Annotated in this window: 14 protein-coding genes; 6 read left to right on the forward strand and 8 right to left on the reverse strand. The window is 60.8% G+C overall.

Annotated elements, in window-relative coordinates:
- The first annotated feature begins 30 nt into the window (after nt 1-30).
- The 3 genes from EGT36_RS11625 (at nt 31) to EGT36_RS11635 (ending at nt 4,033) form a co-directional block, all read left to right on the forward strand.
- The gene (locus EGT36_RS11625) at nt 31-1,584 is read left to right on the forward strand and encodes a Do family serine endopeptidase (RefSeq protein ID WP_022555870.1); all 1,554 of its coding nucleotides are present in this window, start codon (nt 31-33) and stop codon (nt 1,582-1,584) included.
- Nucleotides 1,585-1,855: 271 nt separating this feature from the next.
- The gene (locus EGT36_RS11630) at nt 1,856-2,614 is read left to right on the forward strand and encodes a response regulator transcription factor (RefSeq protein ID WP_004440811.1); all 759 of its coding nucleotides are present in this window, start codon (nt 1,856-1,858) and stop codon (nt 2,612-2,614) included.
- 9 nt (nt 2,615-2,623) lie between these two features.
- Nucleotides 2,624-4,033 carry a sensor histidine kinase gene (locus EGT36_RS11635; protein ID WP_037091522.1) on the forward strand — a complete coding sequence of 470 codons (1,410 nt, stop codon included), beginning with the start codon at nt 2,624-2,626 and terminating at the stop codon, nt 4,031-4,033.
- 60 nt (nt 4,034-4,093) lie between these two features.
- Here EGT36_RS11635 and EGT36_RS11640 read toward each other — a convergent pair whose 3' ends face one another.
- Nucleotides 4,094-4,957, reverse strand: coding sequence for a MipA/OmpV family protein (locus EGT36_RS11640; RefSeq protein ID WP_037091519.1), 864 nt, complete (start codon nt 4,955-4,957; stop codon nt 4,094-4,096).
- A 318-nt stretch (nt 4,958-5,275) separates the two neighbouring features.
- Between EGT36_RS11640 and EGT36_RS11645 the strand changes: the two genes are divergently transcribed.
- Complete coding sequence (locus tag EGT36_RS11645) at nt 5,276-8,242, forward strand: bifunctional [glutamine synthetase] adenylyltransferase/[glutamine synthetase]-adenylyl-L-tyrosine phosphorylase (RefSeq protein ID WP_125270432.1); 2,967 nt, start codon at nt 5,276-5,278, stop codon at nt 8,240-8,242.
- Nucleotides 8,243-8,499: 257 nt separating this feature from the next.
- Here the strand turns inward: EGT36_RS11645 and EGT36_RS11655 are convergent, their stop codons facing one another.
- The 3 genes from EGT36_RS11655 to pepN all read right to left on the reverse strand — a co-directional run bounded on the left by EGT36_RS11655 (nt 8,500) and on the right by pepN (nt 14,176).
- The gene (locus EGT36_RS11655) at nt 8,500-10,836 is read right to left on the reverse strand and encodes a PAS domain-containing sensor histidine kinase (protein WP_125270433.1); all 2,337 of its coding nucleotides are present in this window, start codon (nt 10,834-10,836) and stop codon (nt 8,500-8,502) included.
- Nucleotides 10,837-11,072: 236 nt separating this feature from the next.
- Nucleotides 11,073-11,393, reverse strand: coding sequence for a carboxymuconolactone decarboxylase family protein (locus EGT36_RS11660; protein ID WP_004440823.1), 321 nt, complete (start codon nt 11,391-11,393; stop codon nt 11,073-11,075).
- 134 nt (nt 11,394-11,527) lie between these two features.
- Nucleotides 11,528-14,176, reverse strand: a complete 2,649-nt coding sequence (gene pepN / locus EGT36_RS11665) for an aminopeptidase N (RefSeq protein WP_037091511.1) — start codon at nt 14,174-14,176, stop codon at nt 11,528-11,530.
- 437 nt (nt 14,177-14,613) lie between these two features.
- Here pepN and EGT36_RS11670 point away from each other — a divergent pair, with 437 nt between their 5' ends.
- Entirely contained in the window at nt 14,614-15,549 is a 936-nt protein-coding gene (locus EGT36_RS11670; protein ID WP_004440828.1) for a DMT family transporter, read from the forward strand.
- A gap of 254 nt (nt 15,550-15,803) precedes the next feature.
- Here EGT36_RS11670 and EGT36_RS11675 read toward each other — a convergent pair whose 3' ends face one another.
- The 3 genes from EGT36_RS11675 to EGT36_RS11690 all read right to left on the reverse strand — a co-directional run bounded on the left by EGT36_RS11675 (nt 15,804) and on the right by EGT36_RS11690 (nt 18,389).
- The gene (locus EGT36_RS11675; protein WP_004440829.1) at nt 15,804-15,995 is read right to left on the reverse strand and encodes a hypothetical protein; all 192 of its coding nucleotides are present in this window, start codon (nt 15,993-15,995) and stop codon (nt 15,804-15,806) included.
- Between the two features lie 152 nt (nt 15,996-16,147).
- On the reverse strand, nt 16,148-17,047 hold the full coding sequence (locus EGT36_RS11685) for a uracil-DNA glycosylase (RefSeq protein WP_037091506.1): 900 nt from the start codon (nt 17,045-17,047) through the stop codon (nt 16,148-16,150).
- Between the two features lie 43 nt (nt 17,048-17,090).
- The gene (locus tag EGT36_RS11690) at nt 17,091-18,389 is read right to left on the reverse strand and encodes an Hsp70 family protein (RefSeq protein ID WP_004440833.1); all 1,299 of its coding nucleotides are present in this window, start codon (nt 18,387-18,389) and stop codon (nt 17,091-17,093) included.
- Nucleotides 18,390-18,803: 414 nt separating this feature from the next.
- Between EGT36_RS11690 and EGT36_RS11695 the strand changes: the two genes are divergently transcribed.
- Nucleotides 18,804-19,781 (forward strand): GGDEF domain-containing protein, encoded by a 978-nt coding sequence (locus EGT36_RS11695; protein ID WP_172965642.1) that lies wholly within the window; start codon nt 18,804-18,806, stop codon nt 19,779-19,781.
- A 13-nt stretch (nt 19,782-19,794) separates the two neighbouring features.
- On the opposite strand, the gene EGT36_RS11700 is transcribed toward EGT36_RS11695, so the two are convergent.
- The gene (locus EGT36_RS11700; RefSeq protein WP_004440837.1) at nt 19,795-20,583 is read right to left on the reverse strand and encodes an SDR family oxidoreductase; all 789 of its coding nucleotides are present in this window, start codon (nt 20,581-20,583) and stop codon (nt 19,795-19,797) included.
- Nucleotides 20,584-20,620 lie beyond the last annotated feature (37 nt).

The following is a 20,620-nucleotide window of genomic DNA, read 5'->3' on the forward strand; positions in this document are numbered from 1 at the left end:
TCCAGTCTGAATGAAGAAAGAAGGTACACCATGTCTCATTCGCAAAACGGCCATTCCTCGCTGAAGACAGCCCTGAAGGCCACGACGGTTGGCGGCCTTGCGGCGCTGATGCTTTCCACCGGCATTGCCGCACCTATCCTCCACTCTTTTGCCGCCCCCGTCGAGGTGACTGCGCCGCAGGTTCCGAGCTTCGCCAATGTGGTCGATGCGGTGTCGCCCGCCGTCGTCTCCGTTCGCGTTCAGTCGAACGTGCAGCCCGCTTCCGATGATTCCAGCAATTTCTCCTTTAATTTCGGTGGCCGTGGCCTTGACCAGCTTCCGGATGACCATCCGCTCAAGCGCTTCTTCAAGGAATTCGGCGGCCCGAACCAGGATCGCTCCGACCGCGGCCCCAATCGCCACCGTGACGGCAAGGGTCCGCTGCGCCCCGTCGCTCAGGGCTCCGGCTTCTTCATTTCCGAAGATGGTTACATCGTCACCAACAACCACGTCGTCGATGACGGCTCCGCCTATACGATCGTGATGAATGACGGCACCGAACTCGACGCCAAGCTCGTCGGCCGCGATCCGCGCACCGATCTGGCGCTCCTCAAGGTCGATGTGAACCGCAAGTTCACCTACGTTCAGTTTGCCGATGACAGCAAGATCCGCGTCGGTGACTGGGTCGTCGCCGTTGGCAACCCCTTCGGCCTTGGCGGCACGGTGACTTCCGGCATTATCTCGGCCCGTGGCCGTGATATCGGCTCCGGCCCCTATGACGACTACCTGCAGATCGACGCCGCCGTGAACCGCGGCAACTCGGGCGGTCCCGCCTTCAACCTCAACGGTGAAGTGGTTGGCATCAACACCGCCATCTTCTCGCCCTCGGGCGGCAATGTCGGCATCGCCTTCGCCATTCCGGCATCGGTCGCCAAGGACGTGATCGCCGACCTGCAGAAGGACGGCAAGGTAGAGCGCGGCTGGCTCGGCGTGCAGATCCAGCCCGTCAGCAAGGACATCGCCGAATCGCTCGGCCTTTCCGAAGCCAAGGGCGCTCTGGTCGTTTCGCCGCAGTCCGGCTCGCCGGGCGACAAGGCAGGCATCAAGCAGGGTGACATCATCACCGCCGTCAACGGCGAACCCGTCAAGGATGCCCGCGACCTGTCACGCCGCATCGGCGGCATGGCGCCGAACAGCAAGGTGGAAATCTCGCTGTGGCGCGGTGGCAAGTCTCAGTCGGTCACGGTGACGCTCGGTGATCTCGCCAGCGACGATGCCTCCAAGGCGACCCCGAGCCAGAACGACGACAAGGGCGGTCAGTCTTCCAGCGAGAAGGTGCTGTCCAGCCTCGGCCTGACGGTGGCCCCCGCCGATGACGGCAACGGGCTTGCCATCACCGATGTCGACCCTGACAGCGATGCCGCTGCCCGTGGCCTGAAGACGGGTGAGAAGATCACCTCGGTCAACAACCAGCAGGTCGCATCCGCCGCCGATATCGAGAAGATCCTCGAGCAGGCGAAAAAGGACGGACGCTCCAAGGCGCTGTTCCAGATCCAGACGGATGACGGCAGCCGCTTCATCGCCCTGGATATCGACCAGGGTTGATAGGCTGAAAGGCGATGCCGGTTCTTTCGGGAGCCGGCGTCGCTAAGGAATGTGTCTCGCCTATAGGACGAGGCAGAACATATGGAGTGAGCGCGTGCCACTTGTTTCTTCTCCCCGAGGGGGAGAAGGTCGCGGCGGCGGGATGAGGGGGCAAGGGTAGCGATAGACTGCGCGCTTGCCTCCTCATCCGACCCTTCGGGCCACCTTCTCCGCGGCGGGGAGAAGAAAGGACCCGCAACGCCGGTCCGGGCAGTATCGCGGAGGAAACCTCATGGAAAACAAGGTTCAGGAAATGTCTGTCGCATCTGTTTCCGGTTGTGCGGAAAAGGGCGAGGGCGCTATTGTCCCGCACATGAAGATTCTTGTCATTGAAGACGACCTCGAGGCTGCGGCCTATATGACCAAGGCGTTCCGCGAAGCCGGGATCGTCGCCGACCACGCCAGCGATGGTGAAAGCGGCCTGTTCATGGGCTGCGAGAATGTCTACGACGTCATGGTGATCGACCGGATGTTGCCGCGCCGCGACGGGCTTTCCGTCATCAGCGAACTGCGCCGCCGCGGCATCGAGACGCCGGTTCTTATCCTTTCGGCGCTGGGGCAGGTGGATGACCGCGTGACCGGCCTGCGTGCCGGCGGTGACGATTATCTGCCGAAACCCTATGCCTTCTCCGAACTGCTCGCCCGTATCGAAGTGCTTGGCCGCCGCAAGGGCAAGCCCGAGCAGGACATGATCTATCGCGTCGGCGATCTCGAGTTGGACCGCCTGTCCCACGATGTGCGCCGGGGTGGCAAGGAAATCCTCCTTCAGCCGCGCGAATTTCGCCTGCTGGAGTATCTGATGAAGAATGCCGGTCAGGTGGTGACCCGCACGATGCTTCTCGAAAATGTCTGGGATTACCATTTCGATCCGCAGACCAATGTCATCGACGTGCATGTTTCCCGCCTGCGCTCGAAGATCGAGAAGGACTTCGAGAAGCCGCTGCTGAAGACCATTCGCGGTGCGGGCTACATGATGAAGGACGAGGGCTGATTGCCGAAAATGGCCCGCCTCAGAATATTGTTCAGGTCGACAGCGGTGCGCCTTTCGGCGCTCTATATCCTGCTGTTTGCGCTCTGCGCGGCGTTCCTTGTTTTTTATGTCACTGCGCTTTCCGAAAGGCTGCTGAACCAGCAGACGCGTGACGCTGTGCTGCAGGAAGTCTCGGATGTGCAGCGCATCTATAATCGCGGCGGTATCAATCCGCTGCTGAGGATGATGGAGCGCCGTGCCCGCCAGCCGGGAGCGAGCCTTTACATCATCGCTGGGCCGAATGGTGAAATTCTGGCCGGCAACGTCGCCTCCGTGCAGCCCGGTGTTTTCGACAAGGAAGGCTGGACCGGCTTTCCCTTCCGTTATGAGCGTTATTCCGAGAGCGGCGACAGCGTGCAGCATCTTGCCACGGCCAATGTTTTCGTTCTGGACAACGGGCTGCGCATCCTGATCGGCCGCGACCTCGGTGAGCCGACCAAGTTCCGCGCCCTGGTGCGTAATGCCCTGATGGTGGCGCTCGCCATCATGAGCGGCGGCGCCCTGCTGATCTGGTTCGGCATCGGCCGCAATGCACTGAAACGCATCGACCGCATGTCGGCGGCAACCAAGAAGATCATGGCCGGCGACCTTTCGCAGCGTCTGCCGCAGGGCCGCTCCGGCGATGAGTTCGACAGGCTGTCCGGCTCGCTTAACGCCATGCTGGGCCGCATCGAGAAGCTGAATGAAGGCCTGCGGCAGGTTTCCGACAATATCGCCCATGACCTGAAGACGCCGCTGACGCGCCTGCGCAACAAGGCCGCCGCGGCACTGGACGATGATGATGAAACGAAACGCCGCGCAGCCCTTGAAGGCATTATCGCCGAGTCCGACCAGCTCATCCGCACTTTCAATGCGCTGCTGATGATTTCCCGTGTCGAGGCCGGTTCCATCGCCGCCGAAATGACTGAAGTGGACGTCTCGGCGATTGCCGAAGACAGCGCCGAACTCTACGAGCCGGTGGCCGAGGATGCGGGGCTCGCGCTGGAAACCGAAATCGAACAGGGCCTCATCGTCAAGGGCAACCGCGAATTGATCGGCCAGGCGCTTTCGAACCTGATAGACAACGCCATGAAATATGCCTGCGAAGGCGAGGGTGACAAAAAACTCGTCGTTCGTCTGGCAAAGGCCCCTGGCGCAATCCTGCTTTCCGTTGCCGATAATGGTCCCGGTATTCCTGCCGACAAGCGCGGCGAGGTGCTGAAACGCTTCGTGCGGCTGGATGAAAGCCGCTCCAAGCCCGGCACGGGCCTTGGCCTGTCGCTGGTGGAGGCGGTGATGGAACTGCATGGCGGGTCGCTGGAGCTTTCGGACACCGACGCCTCCAACACCGCCTGCCCGGGGCTGACAGTCTCCATGGTTTTTCCAGACAATAGCCGCTGAAGAGAGCCGGCGAGCGTATTCCGGCGGGGAGTTGTGCCCCGCCAGACGACAATCCTCGCGTTAGAACGTGTAGGCCAGGCCCACCATTGCAAACGGCTGGATATCTTTTTTGGACAGCGGGCTGTCCTTGGCATCGCCCAGCAGGAAACCGACGCCTCCGGTGCCGGTGATCGACCAGTTCTCGGTCATCAGGTAGGTGACGGAGGCGCTGGCGTCGACGCGCTTGAAGCCGGATTTGGCGTCGAAGCGACGCAGGCCCGAACGGGCGGATTGCGCCGAGGTCACACCGAAATAGGATTTCATGTGCTTGTCGTCAGCCCAGGTGGCGGAGAGGTCCGCTCCGAGGATGAACTGGTCGACCTTATGGGAAACGCTGGCGCCGATCGTGGCTGTCAGGCCCTCGCTGCCATTGATGGTCTTGTCGACCTTGGCGTAGATTTCGAAGGGTTCAGCGTCATAGGCGATAACGCCGCCAATGACGCCGCCTGCCTTGATATCGCCCATCCCGCGCAGGTTTTTCCTGTCGTCCTTTTCCTTGCGCCCGGGCTCCCAGCCGCCTTTCACTCCCAGCCGGAAACCGTTGCTGTTCAGCAGGTTGACGGTGACGCCGCTGAAATCAATGCTCAACATGTCCCCATAGGCGACGGAGACCAGCGGCACGGCGCCGGCCTCCAGCTTGTCCGACCCCTCATATTTCGGGGCATAGGCGGCGCCGACACCGAGCGTGATTTTCCAGTCGCCGGAACTGCTGTAGCGGGAATTATCGAAACCGGCCTGCGGATCGGCCATGCGGTCCGATTTGCCCATATCGGCGGCGAAAACCGGCGCGTAGACCGCTTGTGCCACCGGCAGCGCCGTCAGGCAAAGCGCCATGGCGCACAGGCTCTTTTGCCATTTCATTGTAAAAATCTGTTTCATGATCATATCCGTTGCAGCACCGCGTGTTTGAAAACCGGGGAGTCGGGTTTCGTTGAGGAGAACGCTACGTGGGCACAATTGCGGAGACATTACGCGGCATTGCGATGTGCCGGCGAAACCGTGGTCGCGCCAGCAGGGTTTCGGAAAATTCGGCAAAAGCGGTTTTCCTGATCGCAAAGCGCGCCGCATTTGTTACAAGGCAGGTGATATGTGCCTGCAGGCTTCGGTGATGCAACGGCAGGATGGCTAGCGTGGGGAGAGCGGCCCGTCCTGAAAATCCGGTATGGCCGAAGGACAAACGGGCTCGGGAGAGGGAGAGAAGCATTGACGAAACCGGAAAGCGCCGAAAGGCGGCTGAACGACGTGCTGGCGGGCGTGATCCGCCCCTATACGCAGACCGAGCTGAAATCCGTGCTCTCCACTCTGAAAGACATCGGCAGAATCGAGCCGGCGGTGGCCGCGCTGCTTGCCGACGAAAGCGCCCTGAAAGACTTCGTTGCCGCGGCCTTCACGCTCTCCCCCTACCTGCGCGACATGGCGGCGGCCGATGAGGGGCTGTTGTCACTGGCCATTTCAAAACCTCTGGAGCCACTGCTCGCCGATCTCGTGCGTCAGGCGCGCGATTGCTGGAAACCGGGAGAGGACGGCGGCATACCGAGCGAAAACGAGGTAATGTCGAGGCTCCGGATCGCCAAACGGCGGCTCTCCTTCGTCGCGGCACTTGCCGATCTCGCCCGTATCTTCACTGCGCGTGACACGACCCGCTGGCTGAGCGACATGGCGGATGCAGCACTCTCCGCTGCCATCGATCACCTTCTGCTGTCGGCCCATGAGAGTGGCAAGCTGAAACTGAAGGATGTTGCCGCCCCCAGCGAAGGATCGGGCCTCATCGTGCTCGGCATGGGTAAGCTCGGTGCCCGCGAACTCAACTATTCCTCCGATATCGACGCCGTGGTGTTTTTCGAACCCTCCGCCGGGATCATGGACGACCCCTATGACGCGACGGAGAATTTCGGACGCATGATGCGCCGTCTGGTCCGCATCATGCAGGAGCGCACGGCCGATGGTTATGTCTTCCGCACCGATCTGCGGCTGCGGCCAGACCCGGGCTCCACACCGCTCGCCATCCCCGTGGAAGCGGCCCTGCTTTATTACGAGGGCAGGGGCCAGAACTGGGAGCGCGCTGCCTATATCAAGGCACGGCCGGTGGCGGGTGATATCAAGGCGGGTGAGAATTTCCTGCGCGAGCTCACGCCCTTCATCTTCCGCAAATATCTCGATTATGCGGCGATTGCCGATATTCATTCCATCAAGCGGCAGATCCACGCCCATAAGGGCCACGGCGCGATTGCGGTGAAGGGCCACAATGTCAAGCTCGGGCGCGGCGGCATCCGCGAGATCGAGTTTTTCGCCCAGACGCAGCAGCTGATCGCCGGCGGCCGAATGCCGGCGCTGCGGGTGCGCGCAACGCAGGAGGCGCTGGCGGCGCTGACCGAGGCGAAATGGATCGACGCCGAGACCCGTGACAGCCTGACGGATGCCTATTGGTTCCTTCGCGAGGTGGAACATCGCATCCAGATGGTGCGCGATGAGCAGACCCATGTGCTGCCCGATACCGAAGCCGAACTGAAGCGCATCGCCTTCATGCTGGGTTTCGAGGATACCAAGGCCTTCTCGGAAAAGCTGGAAGAGGTGCTGCGGCTGGTGGAGCGGCGTTATTCGGCGCTGTTCGAACAGGAAGTGAAACTGTCAGGCGAGGCCGGCAATCTGGTGTTCACCGGTCAGAAGGACGATCCCGATACGTTAAAGACGCTCTCCGCCCTCGGTTTCGAGCGGCCGGAGGATATCTCCCGCGTCATCCGCACCTGGCACAATGGCCGTTACCGGGCGACGCAGTCGGTCGAGGCCCGCGAGCGGCTGACGGAATTGACGCCGGACCTGCTGCGCGCCTTTGGTGAGAGCAAGCGGGCCGACGAGGCGCTGCTGCGCTTTGACAATTTCCTCTCCGGCCTGCCGGCAGGCATCCAGCTTTTCTCGCTGCTCGGCAACAACCCGGCGCTGCTCGACCTGCTGGTAACGATCATGTCCTCCGCGCCGCGTCTGGCCGAAATCATCGCCGCCCGCCCGCATGTCTTTGACGGCATGCTGGACCCGGCTTTGATGAGCGACATCCCGACACGCGATTATCTCGCTCACCGCATGGGCAGTTTCCTCTCCAATGCCCGCCATTACGAGGATATTCTCGACCGGCTGCGTATCTTTGCCGCCGAGCAGCGCTTCCTCATCGGCGTGAGGCTTCTGACCGGCGCGATCCGTGGCGAAGTCGCCGCCCGTGCTTTCACCCATCTTGCCGATCTGGTGATCGAGGCGGCGTTGAATGCGGTGCTGGCGGAGATGGAGGCGGCACATGGGCCCTATCCCGGCGGCCGTGTCGCCGTGATGGGAATGGGCAAGCTCGGCTCCTTCGAGCTGACGGCCGGATCGGATGTCGATCTCATCCTGCTTTACGATTATGATGATGCCGCCCATGAATCGACCGGCGCAAAACCGCTCGATGTGGTGCGTTATTTCACCCGCGTCACCCAGCGGTTGATTGCCGCCCTGTCGGCCCCGACGGCAGAAGGCGTGCTTTACGAGGTCGACATGCGGCTTCGCCCCTCCGGCAACAAGGGGCCGGTGGCGACCCGCATTTCCGCCTTCGAAAAATACCAGCGTGAGGAGGCCTGGACCTGGGAACACATGGCGCTGTCGCGCGCCCGCCTGATCTGCGGCGATGCCTCGCTGATGGAAGATGCGCGCCGCATCATTGCTTCCGTCCTGTCGCAAAAGCGGGATGTGGCCAAGGTCTCGGCCGATGTGCTGGAAATGCGCAGCCTCATCGAGCAGGAAAAACCGCCGGAAAATAATTGGGACTTCAAGCTCATCAATGGCGGCCTGATCGACCTCGAATTCATCGCCCAAAATCTGGCGCTGGTAGGGCCTGCGAAGGGGCTTGCCGCGCACGAACCGGGGCGCAACACGGCAGAAGCGCTCCAGGCGCTCGCCGCTCCGGTCATGGAGCCGCAGGCCCTCGATGACTGCATGGCGGCGATGGGGCTTTATACCGAGATATCGCAGATCGTAAGGCTGTGCATCGACGGCACGTTCAACCCCAAGGAAGCGCCGGCGGGATTGATCGATCTTGTGTGCCGGGCAGGTAATTGCCCTGACATTTCCACGCTTGAGGGAGAGGTGAAGCGGTTATCCAAGGCGGTGCGGAAGGCGTTTGTGGCGGTGGTGAAGAACGGGTGATGTGGTGGGTGTGGCGTGCGCCATTTGCGCTGGTGAGTCTGGCTTCACCCCCCTCTGTCCTGCCGGACATCTCCCCCTCAAGGGGGGAGATCGGCAGGACGCCCTCTCGCCACTTCATCCTTGACCGTTGAGATGGTCGAAAGCTGGCCTCATATCGATCTCCCCCCTTGAGGGGGAGATGTCCGGCAGGACAGAGGGGGGTGTCGCGCATTCGACCTTAACGTATCGCAGCACATTCAGCGCGTCCGACGCCCAACTCAATGCACCGTCCCACAAACCCCCGCCGCATGCGGAATAATAATCGTCACCACCGTGCCACGCCCCTCACAGGAACGAATTTTCATCGTTCCGCCATGCAGCTTCACCAGCGAGCGGGAAATCGCAAGCCCGAGACCGGAGCCGCCCTGGCTCTTGGCATATTGGCTCTGCACCTGCTCAAAGGGCTGACCGATCTTTTCCAGCGCCTGTGTCGGAATGCCGATACCGGTGTCGGCGATGGTGAGGATCATCGCAGCCTCATGCACATGGGTGCGCAGCGCAATGCTGCCGCCGTCGCCGGTGAATTTCACGGCATTGGAGAGCAGGTTGAGCATGATCTGCTTCATGGCGCGGCGGTCGCCCTGCATGGTGAGGCCGGCGCAGACCTTCTGCTGCACGGTGATGTTCTTCTGTTCGGCCTGGATGGCGGTCAGACGCAGCGTTTCTTCGATCAGCGGCGCGAGATCGATGGTCTCGCGGTTGATGCGCATATGGCCCGCCTCAATCTTCGACATGTCGAGAATATCGTTGATGACGTTGAGCAGATGTTTGCCACTGTCATGGATGTCGCGCGCATATTCGGAATATTTGGGAGAACCCACGGGGCCGAACATCTCGTTTAGCAGTATTTCGGAGAAGCCGAGGATGGCGTTGAGCGGCGTGCGCAGCTCATGGCTCATATTGGCAAGGAATTCCGATTTCGCCCGGTTGGCGGCCTGGGCGCGCTCTTTTTCGGCAACGTAGTTGGCGTTGGCGTCAGAAAGCTCGGTCTTCTGGCGCTCCAGCTTGTGCTGCGAGGCGGAGAGATCGCCGATGGTGGCCATCAGTCGCCGCTCGGAATCGCGCAGCCGTTCCTGGTGGCGCTTCAGAAGCGTGATGTCGGTGCCGACTGAGACGAGGCCGCCATCGCGGGTGCGGCGTTCGTTGATCTGCAGCCAGCGATCGTCGGCAAGCTGCACCTCCGTGGTGCGGGACAGGCCGGACTGATCGGGATCGGCAACGCGACGTTCGACGACCGGCCGGGCTGCTGCGGCATAAACCGTGGATTTCTCCGTGCCTGCCACCAGCACGCTGTCCGGCAGGCCATAGGCCTTCTGGTAATGGGTGTTGCACATGACGAGACGGTCGTTCTTGTCCCACAGCACGAAAGCTTCGGACGTGGATTCGATGGCGTCGGCGAGGCGCTGGTCGGCCTCGGCATAGCGCTGCGCAAGGCGGTGCTGTTCGGTGACATCCATGGCAATGCCGATGACGCGCGGCCCATTATTGGTGCGGATGACCTGGGCGCGGGCGCGCAACCAGACATAATGGCCCTTGGTGTGGCGCATGCGGAAGATCTGGTCGATCTGGCGCAGGTTGCCGCAGCCGACAGCCCGGGCGAGCTCATAGAGATTGCCGTCTTCGGAATGCATCATTCGCGCCGCATCGGAGAAGGAGAGCGGTGTCGCCCTGGGCGGCATACCGAGAATCTCGTAAAGCGAACCGGACCAGAACATGCGCCGGGTGGAAAGGTCGAAATCCCACAGGCCGCAACGGCCGCGCGAGAGCGCCGTCTCCACCCGCAGGTTGGATTCGGCGAAGATGTCGTCGGCATCGCGGGCGCGCTTCACCTGCATGTAATAGGCATAGAGCACCACGAGCAGGATGGAGGAAATGCCCGCGAACAGCGTGACATTCATGGCGATTTCGCTGCGCCAGAACGAGCGGATCGGCTGCAGCGACCGCGCCGCGATGACCATGGCACCATCGTTTCCGAAGGGGATCATCGTCGCGTAATGCTGCTGGCCGTCTATATTGGTCTCGATGGTTCCGGGAGCGCCGGGAAAACGCTGCACGATGGCGATTTCCGGCAGCAGGGCAGGCAGGGAGGTGCCAATGTAAAGCATTGCCTCCTTGCCGGAACCGGCAAAAATACGACCGTTGCTGCCCGACAGCAGCACCATGGTGCCATCGGCAAGACTTCCCTGCGGCAACGCGGCGACAAGGCTTGCCTCGGCGCGGGTGCGGTCCTGCGAGGTGAAAACAGTGCCGTCGTTCAGCAGGGCCGCCTTGGCGGTCAGCGCCGTCAAAGCCGTGGAGTGGCGGGCGGCTTCTTCCATGCGGCTGTATTCGGCGACGATGCCCAGCATGCGCGAGGCCGCCACGACCACCAGAAATGCGAGGATGAGAATGGGAATGAGGCGCTTCAGCAGGGTCTCGACCTGCGGCATGGGCCGTTCCGCGCCGCTCATCAAACCCATCAGGTCACTGGAAAGCTTTTCGCCCCAGGCCGCCAGATCAGAAAATTTGGCATACGGCCGCTCATCGCCCGCAGTCGCCCGCCGCACGTTCGTCATTGTCCCGCCTTTTAGATGTCCCCGTGATTCGAAGCGCCGCCGCTCGAATATCTCTAATGAATCAAATGCGATTCGCCCTGTCCAGAGGCAAAAGTTAAAAGAATTTTAACCCCTTGAACCGACTCCGTATTTTTTCGGGACAGTCTGCTTCCGCTTCGGCAAAAGCGGGATTCATGAAGAAATACAGTGAGCCAGCGCTTCAATTCCGGCTGCTTGGGAATGCCGCGTGTAACGTTTCAGGCTCCGTCGAAGGCATCGAGAGCAGGACCAAGCGCGCTGATCACGCCATTTCCGGCGGCAGGAAGACCGGTGAGCACCGCGCTGATGATATCGTCACGGCTCGCACCGTGGGACTTGGCTTCCATCACATGAAAACCGATGCCGCTTTCCAGGCGGAGGGCGGCAAGAATGCCGATGTAGATCAGGCTCTGTGTCTTCACGTCGAGCGTGGACGCGGCCCCGAGAGCCTGCACGGCCTGAAACCACGCCGCCTTATGGTCTGGAGCATCGCTGATGAAACGCTGAAACGAAGCGCTTGTTCTGGACATATCCGTCATCTGAGGTTCCTGTCTGATCCCGGGCCAACCGCGGCCCTTCGCACGAAAGATGCTGCATGATGCACGACGCCGCCTTGATGGAAATCAAGACGGCGTCGCGGAATGGGTCGGAATGTCGGAGCGTCGGCGGAAAGTCAGCCCTTCAGGATACGCCCGACGATATCGCTCACATCCGTCGAGAGGCCTTTCGCCTCGGCAATGGTGGAAAGCGCTGCTTTCGCATGGTCGGCGCGGCTTGCCTCAAGTGAGCGCCAGGAGCGCATGGACGTGAGAATGCGGGCGGCAAGCTGCGGATTGCGTTTGTCGATGGCGATGATCTGCTCTGCGAGGAACCGATAGGCGGCGCCATCGGCACGGTGAAAGCCGGTAGGATTGGAAAAGGCGAGCGTGCCGACGAGCGAACGTACCCGGTTCGGATTGGTGGCGATGAAATGTTTCGATTTCATCAGTGCCTTGATACGATCAAGCGCGCCTTCGCCGGGAATGGCGGCCTGCAGCGAAAACCACTTGTCGAGCACCAGTGCATTGTCGGCGAAGCGTTTTTCGAAAGCGGCAAGCGCTTCCTTCGTTTCCGCGCTGTCGGGGAAGCGCTGCGTCAGCACGCTGAGTGCATGGGCGAGATCGGTCATGTTGGTGGCGCCGGCATAGGCCTTCGCCGCCCGCTCCGGCGTTCCCTCGGCAAAGGCGAGGAATGTCAGCGCGCCGTTGCGCAGTGAACGCCGCCCGGCGCTTCCGGCATCGGGGCTGTAGGCCTCGCCATTGGCAGCATCGTCGGCAAGCCGCCGCAGTGTGTCCTGGCCGGCTGTCGCAATCGCCATGATCGTGGCGTTGCGCGCCTTGTGGATGGCATCGGGATCCGTGTTTCCGCCGAGTTCGCGGGCGATATCGGTCTCGCTGGGCAGGGCGAGTGCCTGCGCCCGGAATGCTGGTTCAAGCGCGTCGTCGCCGATGATTTCGATGAGCGTCGCGATCAGGTCGGCATCGGTGCGGACGTCTTCGCCTTTCTGCACCGCCTTGGTGGCGGCGATCAGCACGGGCAGGGCGAGATCGGTCAGCGCCTGGAAACGCGCGAACATATCCGTCTCATGCCGGGCAATCTGCACCAGGTCGGCAGCATTCTGCTCGAAATGCAGGTTGATCGGCGCGGAGAAGCTGCGGTTGATCGACAGCACCGGCCGCGAGGAAATGCCAGAGAAGGAGAAGGTCTGGTTGCGCTGGGTCAAATGAAGTACGCCGTCGCGATACTCGCCGCCTTCGACGGCCTGCGGTTCGGCGATCTGACCATTATCGAGGATCAGCGCCAGCGAAAGCGGAATGTGGCGTGGCTGCTTCACCGGCTGGCCGGGGGTCGGCGCGGTCGTCTGTTCCAGCGTCAAGCTGAAAGTGGCCTTGCCGGCATCGTAAGCGGACGAAACGGAGACTAGCGGCGTGCCGGCCTCGGTGTACCACAGCGAGAATTGCGATAGATCGCGACCGCTGGCATTGGCAAAGCTCCTGACAAAATCCTCAACCGTTGCCGCTTCGCCGTCATGGCGTTCAAAATAGAGGTCCATGCCCTTTTTGAAGTCTTCAGCGCCGAGGATCGTGGCGATCATGCGGGTGACTTCGGCACCCTTTTCATACACGGTCGTCGTGTAGAAGTTGTTGATTTCGCGATAGGTATCCGGGCGCGGCGGATGTGCCAGCGGACCGGAATCCTCCGGGAACTGCTCCGACTTCAGGTGGCGCACATCGGCAATGCGCTTCACCGGCCGCGAGCGCATGTCGGAGGAAAATTCCTGATCGCGATAGACCGTCAGGCCTTCTTTCAGGCACAGCTGGAACCAGTCACGGCAGGTGATACGATTGCCTGTCCAGTTGTGGAAATATTCATGCGCAATGATGCGCTCGATATTGGCATAGTCCGCATCCGAGGCAGTTTCCGGGTCGGCCAGCACGAATTTGTCGTTGAAGACGTTGAGACCCTTGTTCTCCATCGCGCCCATGTTGAAATCCGACACGGCGACGATCATGAAGATGTCGAGGTCGTATTCGCGGCCGAAGCGCTCTTCGTCCCATTTCATCGAACGCTTCAGCGCATCCATGGCATAGGCAGCGCGCGGCTCCTTGCCGTGCTCGACATAAATCTTCAGCGCCACTTCCCGTCCGGACATGGTCGTGAAAGTATCTTCCACCACGCCGAGATCGCCGGCAACGAGAGCGAACAGGTAGCTCGGTTTCGGATGCGGATCGAACCAGGCCGCGAAGTGACGGCCTTCGTCGTAATTGCCGCCGCCCAGGAAATTGCCGTTCGAGAGCAGCAGCGGATTACCTTCCTTTGCCGCGATGATCGTCACCGTATAAGGCGCCAGAACATCCGGACGGTCGGGGAAATAGGTGATGCGGCGGAAACCTTCCGCTTCGCATTGGGTGCAATAAACGCCGTTGGTGCGGTAAAGCCCCATCAGCTGCGTATTGACCTGCGGGTTGATGTAATTGGTGACGCAAATCTCGAAGGGAGATTCAGCGGGAAGGTCGCGGATGGTCAGGCTGTCCGGTGTGGCCTCATATTGAGCGGCGGGCAGCTCCACCTGGTCGAGCAGCAGGCTGGAAAGCTTCAGCTCGTCGCCATCAAGAACCAGCGGTGCATGCCGGTCGGCGCTTTCGCGCCGGTGGAAGATCAGACGGGCTTCGACCTTGGTATTTTTAGGGTCGAGTTCGAAGGTGAGATCCACCCGCTCCAGAACGAAATCGGTGGGGCGGTAATCCGCCAGGTGAACGATCTGGCCCGTGTCTGTTCGCATGACTGTCCCTGAATAACTTTGCGTGGTCTTCCCGGCATCATGTCGTCATAAGGCCCGGATGTAAAATGGGTAGAATATTCGTCACGATCATGTGCGCGTCGGAGGACATTCTGTCCCGCCATGGAAGGCTTTGCCGGCCATGCAGACGATCCTCCCCGCTGCCGGACCAACGGACCATCGCAGCAAATGTTGAACGATTGCTGAAATTATATTTTATTTTCTTCAAATTTTAGCGCGTGCCACTTTTTGCCCTCGCGCCTGCCTTGCGAGGCTTCGATTTCTCCACGCCATCAACTGAATTCAGGGATAAATCACATTTTTTGTTGTAAAGCGCCGGAGGAATGCTCTAGCCTTGCGCAAATCCAATTCCCCGCGTCGTCTCCCCCGCATGAAACCTCCCGATGGCGTGTCTGCGCAGCCGATATGAGTAACTGCTAATGAACGCCGAACCGATGAATCCCTTCCGCGGGATCAGCATGAAGCTGATTTCGGTTGGCTTTTTTCTTGTCATGCAGACCTGTATAAAGGCCGCGGGGGATGTGCCGGCCGGCCAGATCACCTTCTTTCGTTCGGCTTTCGCCATCATTCCGATTGTCGTTTATCTTGCCTGGCTTCACGCGCTCGCAAGTGCGCTGCACACCAACAATCTCCTCGGCCATTTCAAGCGCGGTTTTCTTGGAATCCTCTCAATGGCCTGCGGCTTTTACGGGCTGACCATGCTGCCGCTGCCGGAATTCATCGCCATCGGTTATGCCTCGCCACTTCTCGCCGTGGTTTTTGCCGCCTTTATCCTGCATGAGAAGGTGCGCATTTATCGCTGGAGTGCAGTCTTCGTGGGAATGATCGGCGTGCTGGTCATTCTCTGGCCGAAGATGACGCTTCTCAGGGAAGGCGGGTTTGCCGCGGGTGAGGGGCTGGGCGCCATTGCCGTGCTGTGTGGTGCCGCCCTTGGCGGGCTGGCGATGATCCAGGTGCGGCAACTGGTGGAAACGGAAAAGACGCCAACCATCGTGCTTTATTTTTCGCTCACCGCCACCCTGCTGTCGCTCATCAGCGTTCCCTTCGGCTGGAGCGTGCTGACAGTGACGCAGACCCTGCTTCTGATAACCAGCGGCATCTGCGGCGGCGTCGCGCAAATCTTCCTGACGGAGAGTTACCGGCACGCCGAGGTCTCGGTCATCGCGCCCTTCGAATACAGTTCCATCGTCTTCGGTATCGTGGTTTCCTACGTCCTTTTCGGAGACATACCCACGCTGACGATGCTCATCGGCACGGCGATCGTGATCCTGGCCGGCATCTTCATCATTTTCCGTGAACATCAGCTGGGATTGGCGCGACGCGCGGCGCGCAAGGCCTCGACGCCGCAGGGGTGAGGAGCGCTATTGCCGGTGTTTCAGGGCAACCGCTTCCGTCATCCCGGCCTTGAGCCGGGATCCAGCCGACGCGCGTCCGCGCGGCGAAGGAGTTCTTTCAGCCCAAGGACTTGGGCTGGCTGGATGCCGGATCAGGTCCGGCATGACGGAGACTTATGATCCTACACCCACAAAAGCAGAAAGGCGCCTTTCCGAGGAAAGACGCCAGCGCGCAATCATATCTGTAAGCCAGTGTAAGCCGGCCTGAGTGCTTCTCAGCGCTCGCGGAAATCCGCGAAGACTGCCGAGGGACGCGTCACGCGGACCTGCTGCATGGCAGCGCGTGCGGTCAACTGTTCGTTAGCGGCTGCGCCGAAACGATGGTAGCCCTGACTGGAGCGAGGGCCGAGGCCCGCCAGGCGGAGCGATTCAAAGCCGGAATGCACCGGACGGAAGCGAGTGGTCATTGCCTTGGTTCCTTTAACCGAAATTCCTCCCAAGACATGGCCGTATATCGCAGCGCAGCATGGATTCGGCAAGTTGACCAAATGCGCCGCTGTTATGCGTAATGCGCATGGCTATTTTCATAATTCATTTACATTGAGCAGGAATGAGGCAATCAGCCTTCGGCGATCTTTGCCCGAAACATCAATAAATCCTGCCATGCCAAGGACTTACTGGCCGGCGCGTTCAATAGTTCCTGGGGGTGCAGGCTGGCGAGCGCCGGCAAAACAAGGTGTCCGGCTGCGACATCACGCCACTGTCCCCGCAATGTATGGATCGTGCCGGTGCCGCCAAAGAAGAAACGTGCGGTAAAGTTGCCCAGAAGCAACAGGTGTTTTGGCTCCGCAAGGGCGATCTGGCGCTCGATGAAGGGGCGGCAGATATCCATTTCGGCTTGGGTCGGCGGGCGGTTGCCCGGTGGTCGCCACGGCACCACATTGCCGAGCATGATGGTGCTGCGCTCAAGGCCGATGGCCGCCAGCATCCGGTCAAGCAGCAGGCCGGTCTTGCCGGCAAAGGGCAGGCCCTCGCGATCGTCATCCGCATCCGGCATGGGGCCGATGACCATGATGCCCGAGGAAGCGTCACCTTCGGTGAAGATCGTATTGCGGGCGCTGTTCTTGAGGTTGCACCCGGAAAAACCCTCAAGCGCGGTTTTCAGTTCGGCAAGCGATCTCGCGCTTTCTGCGGCAAAACGCGCCGCTGCCACCGCCTGCTCATCCGGCATGGCGACATTCTGCTGAACGGCTGGACTTGCCGGCGCTCCGCGCGCGGGAGCACTGCGCGTTGCTCCCTGCCGCTGCGGCACATCGGCGCCGCGATCCGCAGGCCTTTCAGTCTGCCGTGCAGATGTCGCCGCCGCCTCAACAGGCGCGGACCGGGCAGGGCGGGCGGCGGCAAATTCGGCAAAACGGTCTACGGGCGCCTCTTCCAGCAACCAGTCGACGCCCGCATCCGCATGGAAATGCAGGAGGGCGGCGAGTTCGGCCGGGGAGAGGTCTTGAGCGGCGATCATGGGCGGAAATTACCCCATGTTCCCCGCCCGGGGAACCCGCAAATCACACTGTCCAGCGCTGAATATCGCCGCTTTCGCCGATCATGGCCAGACCATGGGCAATCGAAAGCAGCTCGCCGCCGCTTTCGATGCGATCGGCGTCGAAACGGCGGGTGAAAAGCTCCCGCACCGCCGGCACGAAGGAGGTTCCGCCGGTCAGGAACACCTTGTCGATCGCATCTGGCGAAACCTGCGTCTTTTCCAGAACCTCGTCGAGCGCTTCTTCTATCTTGGCAAGGTCCTCGGCGATCCAGCTGTTGAAATCGCTGCGCTTCACCATCTTGCGTCCGGCCTTGCCGAGCGGCGCAAAGTTGAACTCCGCTTCTTCCGCCGAGGAGAGCGCCATCTTGGTGGCGGAAATAGCCTGATAGAGCGGGTAGCCCTCGTCATGCTCAACGAGGTCGATGAACATTTCCAGCTTTTCCGGCTCCAGCGCCGAGCGCACCAGCGACTTCAGATCGGTGAATTCCTTCGAGGTCTTGAAGATCGACAGCTGGTTCCAGCGGCCGAAATTCACGTAATAGCCGGAGGGCACATCCAGCACCTTGTCGAAACTCTTGAACTTGCTGCCCTTGCCGATCTCCGGCGACACCAGATTGTCGATCATGCGGAAGTCGAAATGATCGCCCGCAACACCGACGCCGGAATGGCCGATGGGGGTGGCGGAAAGCTTGCCGGCATGGGTTTCGAAACGGATGAGCGAATAGTCGGTGGTGCCGCCGCCGAAATCCGCCACCAGCACATTGGCGTCCTTCTTCAGGCTTTGCGCGAAATAATACGCGGCCGCCACCGGCTCATAGACATAGTGGATTTCGGGAAAACCGGCCCGGCTCAGCGCCTCGTTGTATCGGGCAAGCGCCAGCGTCTCGTCCGGATTGCTGCCGGCAAAACGCACCGGCCGGCCGGCAATGACAGTCGATACATCATCGGGCCATTCCGTCCCGGCATAGGTCTTCAGCTTGCGCAGGAACACTTCCATCAAATCCTCGAAGCTCTGCCGCTTGGCGAAGATCAACGTGCCCTGAAACAGCGGTGACGCCGCAAACGTCTTGATCGATTGCAGGAAACGGCAGTCGCCGGCATTGTCGATGAACTGGCGGATAGCGGCGTGGCCCGCTTCCACATGCAGGGCGGCCGCGCCGAGGCCGGCGTCCTTCATGAAGGAGAGGGCCGTGCGCATGCTGTCATCCGTGCCGGCGCTGCTGGTAAAGCGCATGGAATGGCTTGCGCCGCCATTGTCGGAAAGAGCCATGACCGTATTTGTCGTGCCGAAATCGAGGCCGAGAGCCCGCTTTTGCGTCATCGCCATATTCCTTGTGTCGATAGAAGAACCCGCCCGGCCTTGGATGGCCCGGCGTGAAAATAAGGGATGCTCTTGGCACCCCGATGTCAGAGGAGGGCGGTTGATTGCACAGGGCGGGCGGAATGGCAAGCGCCGTGGGTCTTTTTTCGGTCGAACGCCCGTGCCCGCGCGCCAGTCGCAAAGTTGCGGCAATCCTGGCAACGCATGGTAAACGGGATTACAATTCCTTTAAGAAAGAACAGTGTAGTTCTAGGCGACGGCTTTAAGGGAATTCTGTTAAAGCCAGCTTTGTCGAAGTAAGCGGATCGAAGACGTATCCATTTTGCTGTCGGGCGTAAATATTTATTAAATTTCGGAATGTCCATATGGACATGCTGTATTTGGTTTTCGGTCGTTTTTAGTTTTGGAAATTATATGCCCCACAAAATCAGCCAGCAAGCAGTGGAGGATGCAGCGCCGGACGATGCCGGTGTCGTTCAAGGCGATATGGGCGTTTTCTTCCGGCAGCTCATGGCCCTCCTGGAAGCATCGCAGCAGGGATACGCTTTGTTTGATGGCAGCGATGAGTTGCGGTTCGCCAACAGTGCCTTCCGCGCTGCGCTTGGTATCGGACAGCGCGATTTCCCGAGCTGGGTGGAACTGATGCGCAGTGGTTTTCGCAACGCGACCGGTACGGCCATCGAGACATCGGATTTCGAACTCTGGCTGCGCTCGGCCAAGACGAGGCGCGGCAAGCTGCCGTTCCGGACCATTGAGACCAGTCTCAATGACGGGCGCTGGATACTGACGACCGAGACCACGCTGCCGGGCGGCTGGATGCTATGCGTCGTCACCGATGTTTCCGAACTTGGCATCGAATTGCGCGATCTGAGCCAGGAGCGGGACAGGGCGCTGAAATCCGCCCTGAGCGACGAGCTGACCGGGCTCGGAAACAGGCGTTACGCCATGGATGCGCTCAACCACCTGCTTGGGCCCAACAAGGCGCAGGCGCTCGCCGTCATCATCATGGATATCGACCACTTCAAGAGCGTCAACGATCGCTTCGGCCATGCCTACGGCGATCTCGTGCTGAAGGATTTCGCAGGACGACTGTCCGCCGCTGCCGGGCGTGACGACCTTCTCGGCAGGATTGGCGGGGAAGAGTTTTTGCTGGTGCTCAGTGGCTCGCGCATGCACGGCGCCGAAAGCCTGATGCGGCAGCTCCTGTCGTCACTGGCCGATGCAGCCCCTCTGCGCGACATGCCCGAGTTTCGCTACAGCTGCTCCGCCGGGATCGCCTTTGCCAATCCCGGCGAGAGTACAAGCGACGTTTTGCGCCACGCCGATACTGCGCTTTATGAAGCCAAGAATACCGGGCGGAACCGCTACGTGATTTACGGAACGGCGTCGTAACAGCACCCAGTCGTCAGTTCGACTTTGCCGCGCCGCCATCTACCCTGAGCATCGTGCCGGTGATGTAGCTTGCGGGCACCGAGCAGAGGAAAGCGCCGGCGGCAGCGAACTCCTCCACCGTGCCGAGGCGGCCTGCGGGAATGCTCTTGACCGAGGCCTCGCGGATTTCCTCGATGCTCTTGCCGAGACGCTTTGCATTGGCGCCATCGAGCTCATCGATGCGGTCGGTGTGGATGCGGCCGGGCAGAAGCAGGTTTGAGGTAATGCCGAAACCGGCCACTTCGGAGGACAGCGTCTTGCTCCAGCCCACAAGCGCGCCGCGCAACGTGTTGGAAAGGGCAAGATTGGCAATCGGTTCGAATACGCCTGACGAGGCGACGGTGAGGATGCGGCCGAAACCCTGCTCCTTCATGCCGGGCAGAAGCGCATTGGTCAGCGTGATGACCCGCAGCACCATCGACTGGAAGAACGTATCCAGCTTCTCCGCCGTCATCTCCTGAGCGAGGCCCGGCGTCGGGCCGCCGGTATTGTTGACGAGAATGTCGATGCCGCCGAGCTTTTCCCTGACGGCCTGAACCATGGCCTCGACAAAATTGTCGTCGGCAAGATCACCCCAAACCCAGTCGGCCTTGCCTTTGCCAAGGGCGTTGATGGCCTTGCAGTTCGCTTCCAGCTTTTCGCCGCTCCTGCCGACGAGAAGGACATTTGCACCCTCCTTTGCCAGCGCCGTCGCAATGCCAAGCCCAAGGCCGCGTGAAGAGGCGAGAACGAGGGCGCGTTTGCCGGAAATGCCGAAATCCATGGGTTTTGTCCTGTCTTGTGAGTGCTGTATGTGGTGT

Origin of the sequence: Agrobacterium sp. FDAARGOS_525 (genome assembly GCF_003938925.1) — a bacterium.
GTDB lineage: Bacteria > Pseudomonadota > Alphaproteobacteria > Rhizobiales > Rhizobiaceae > Agrobacterium > Agrobacterium pusense.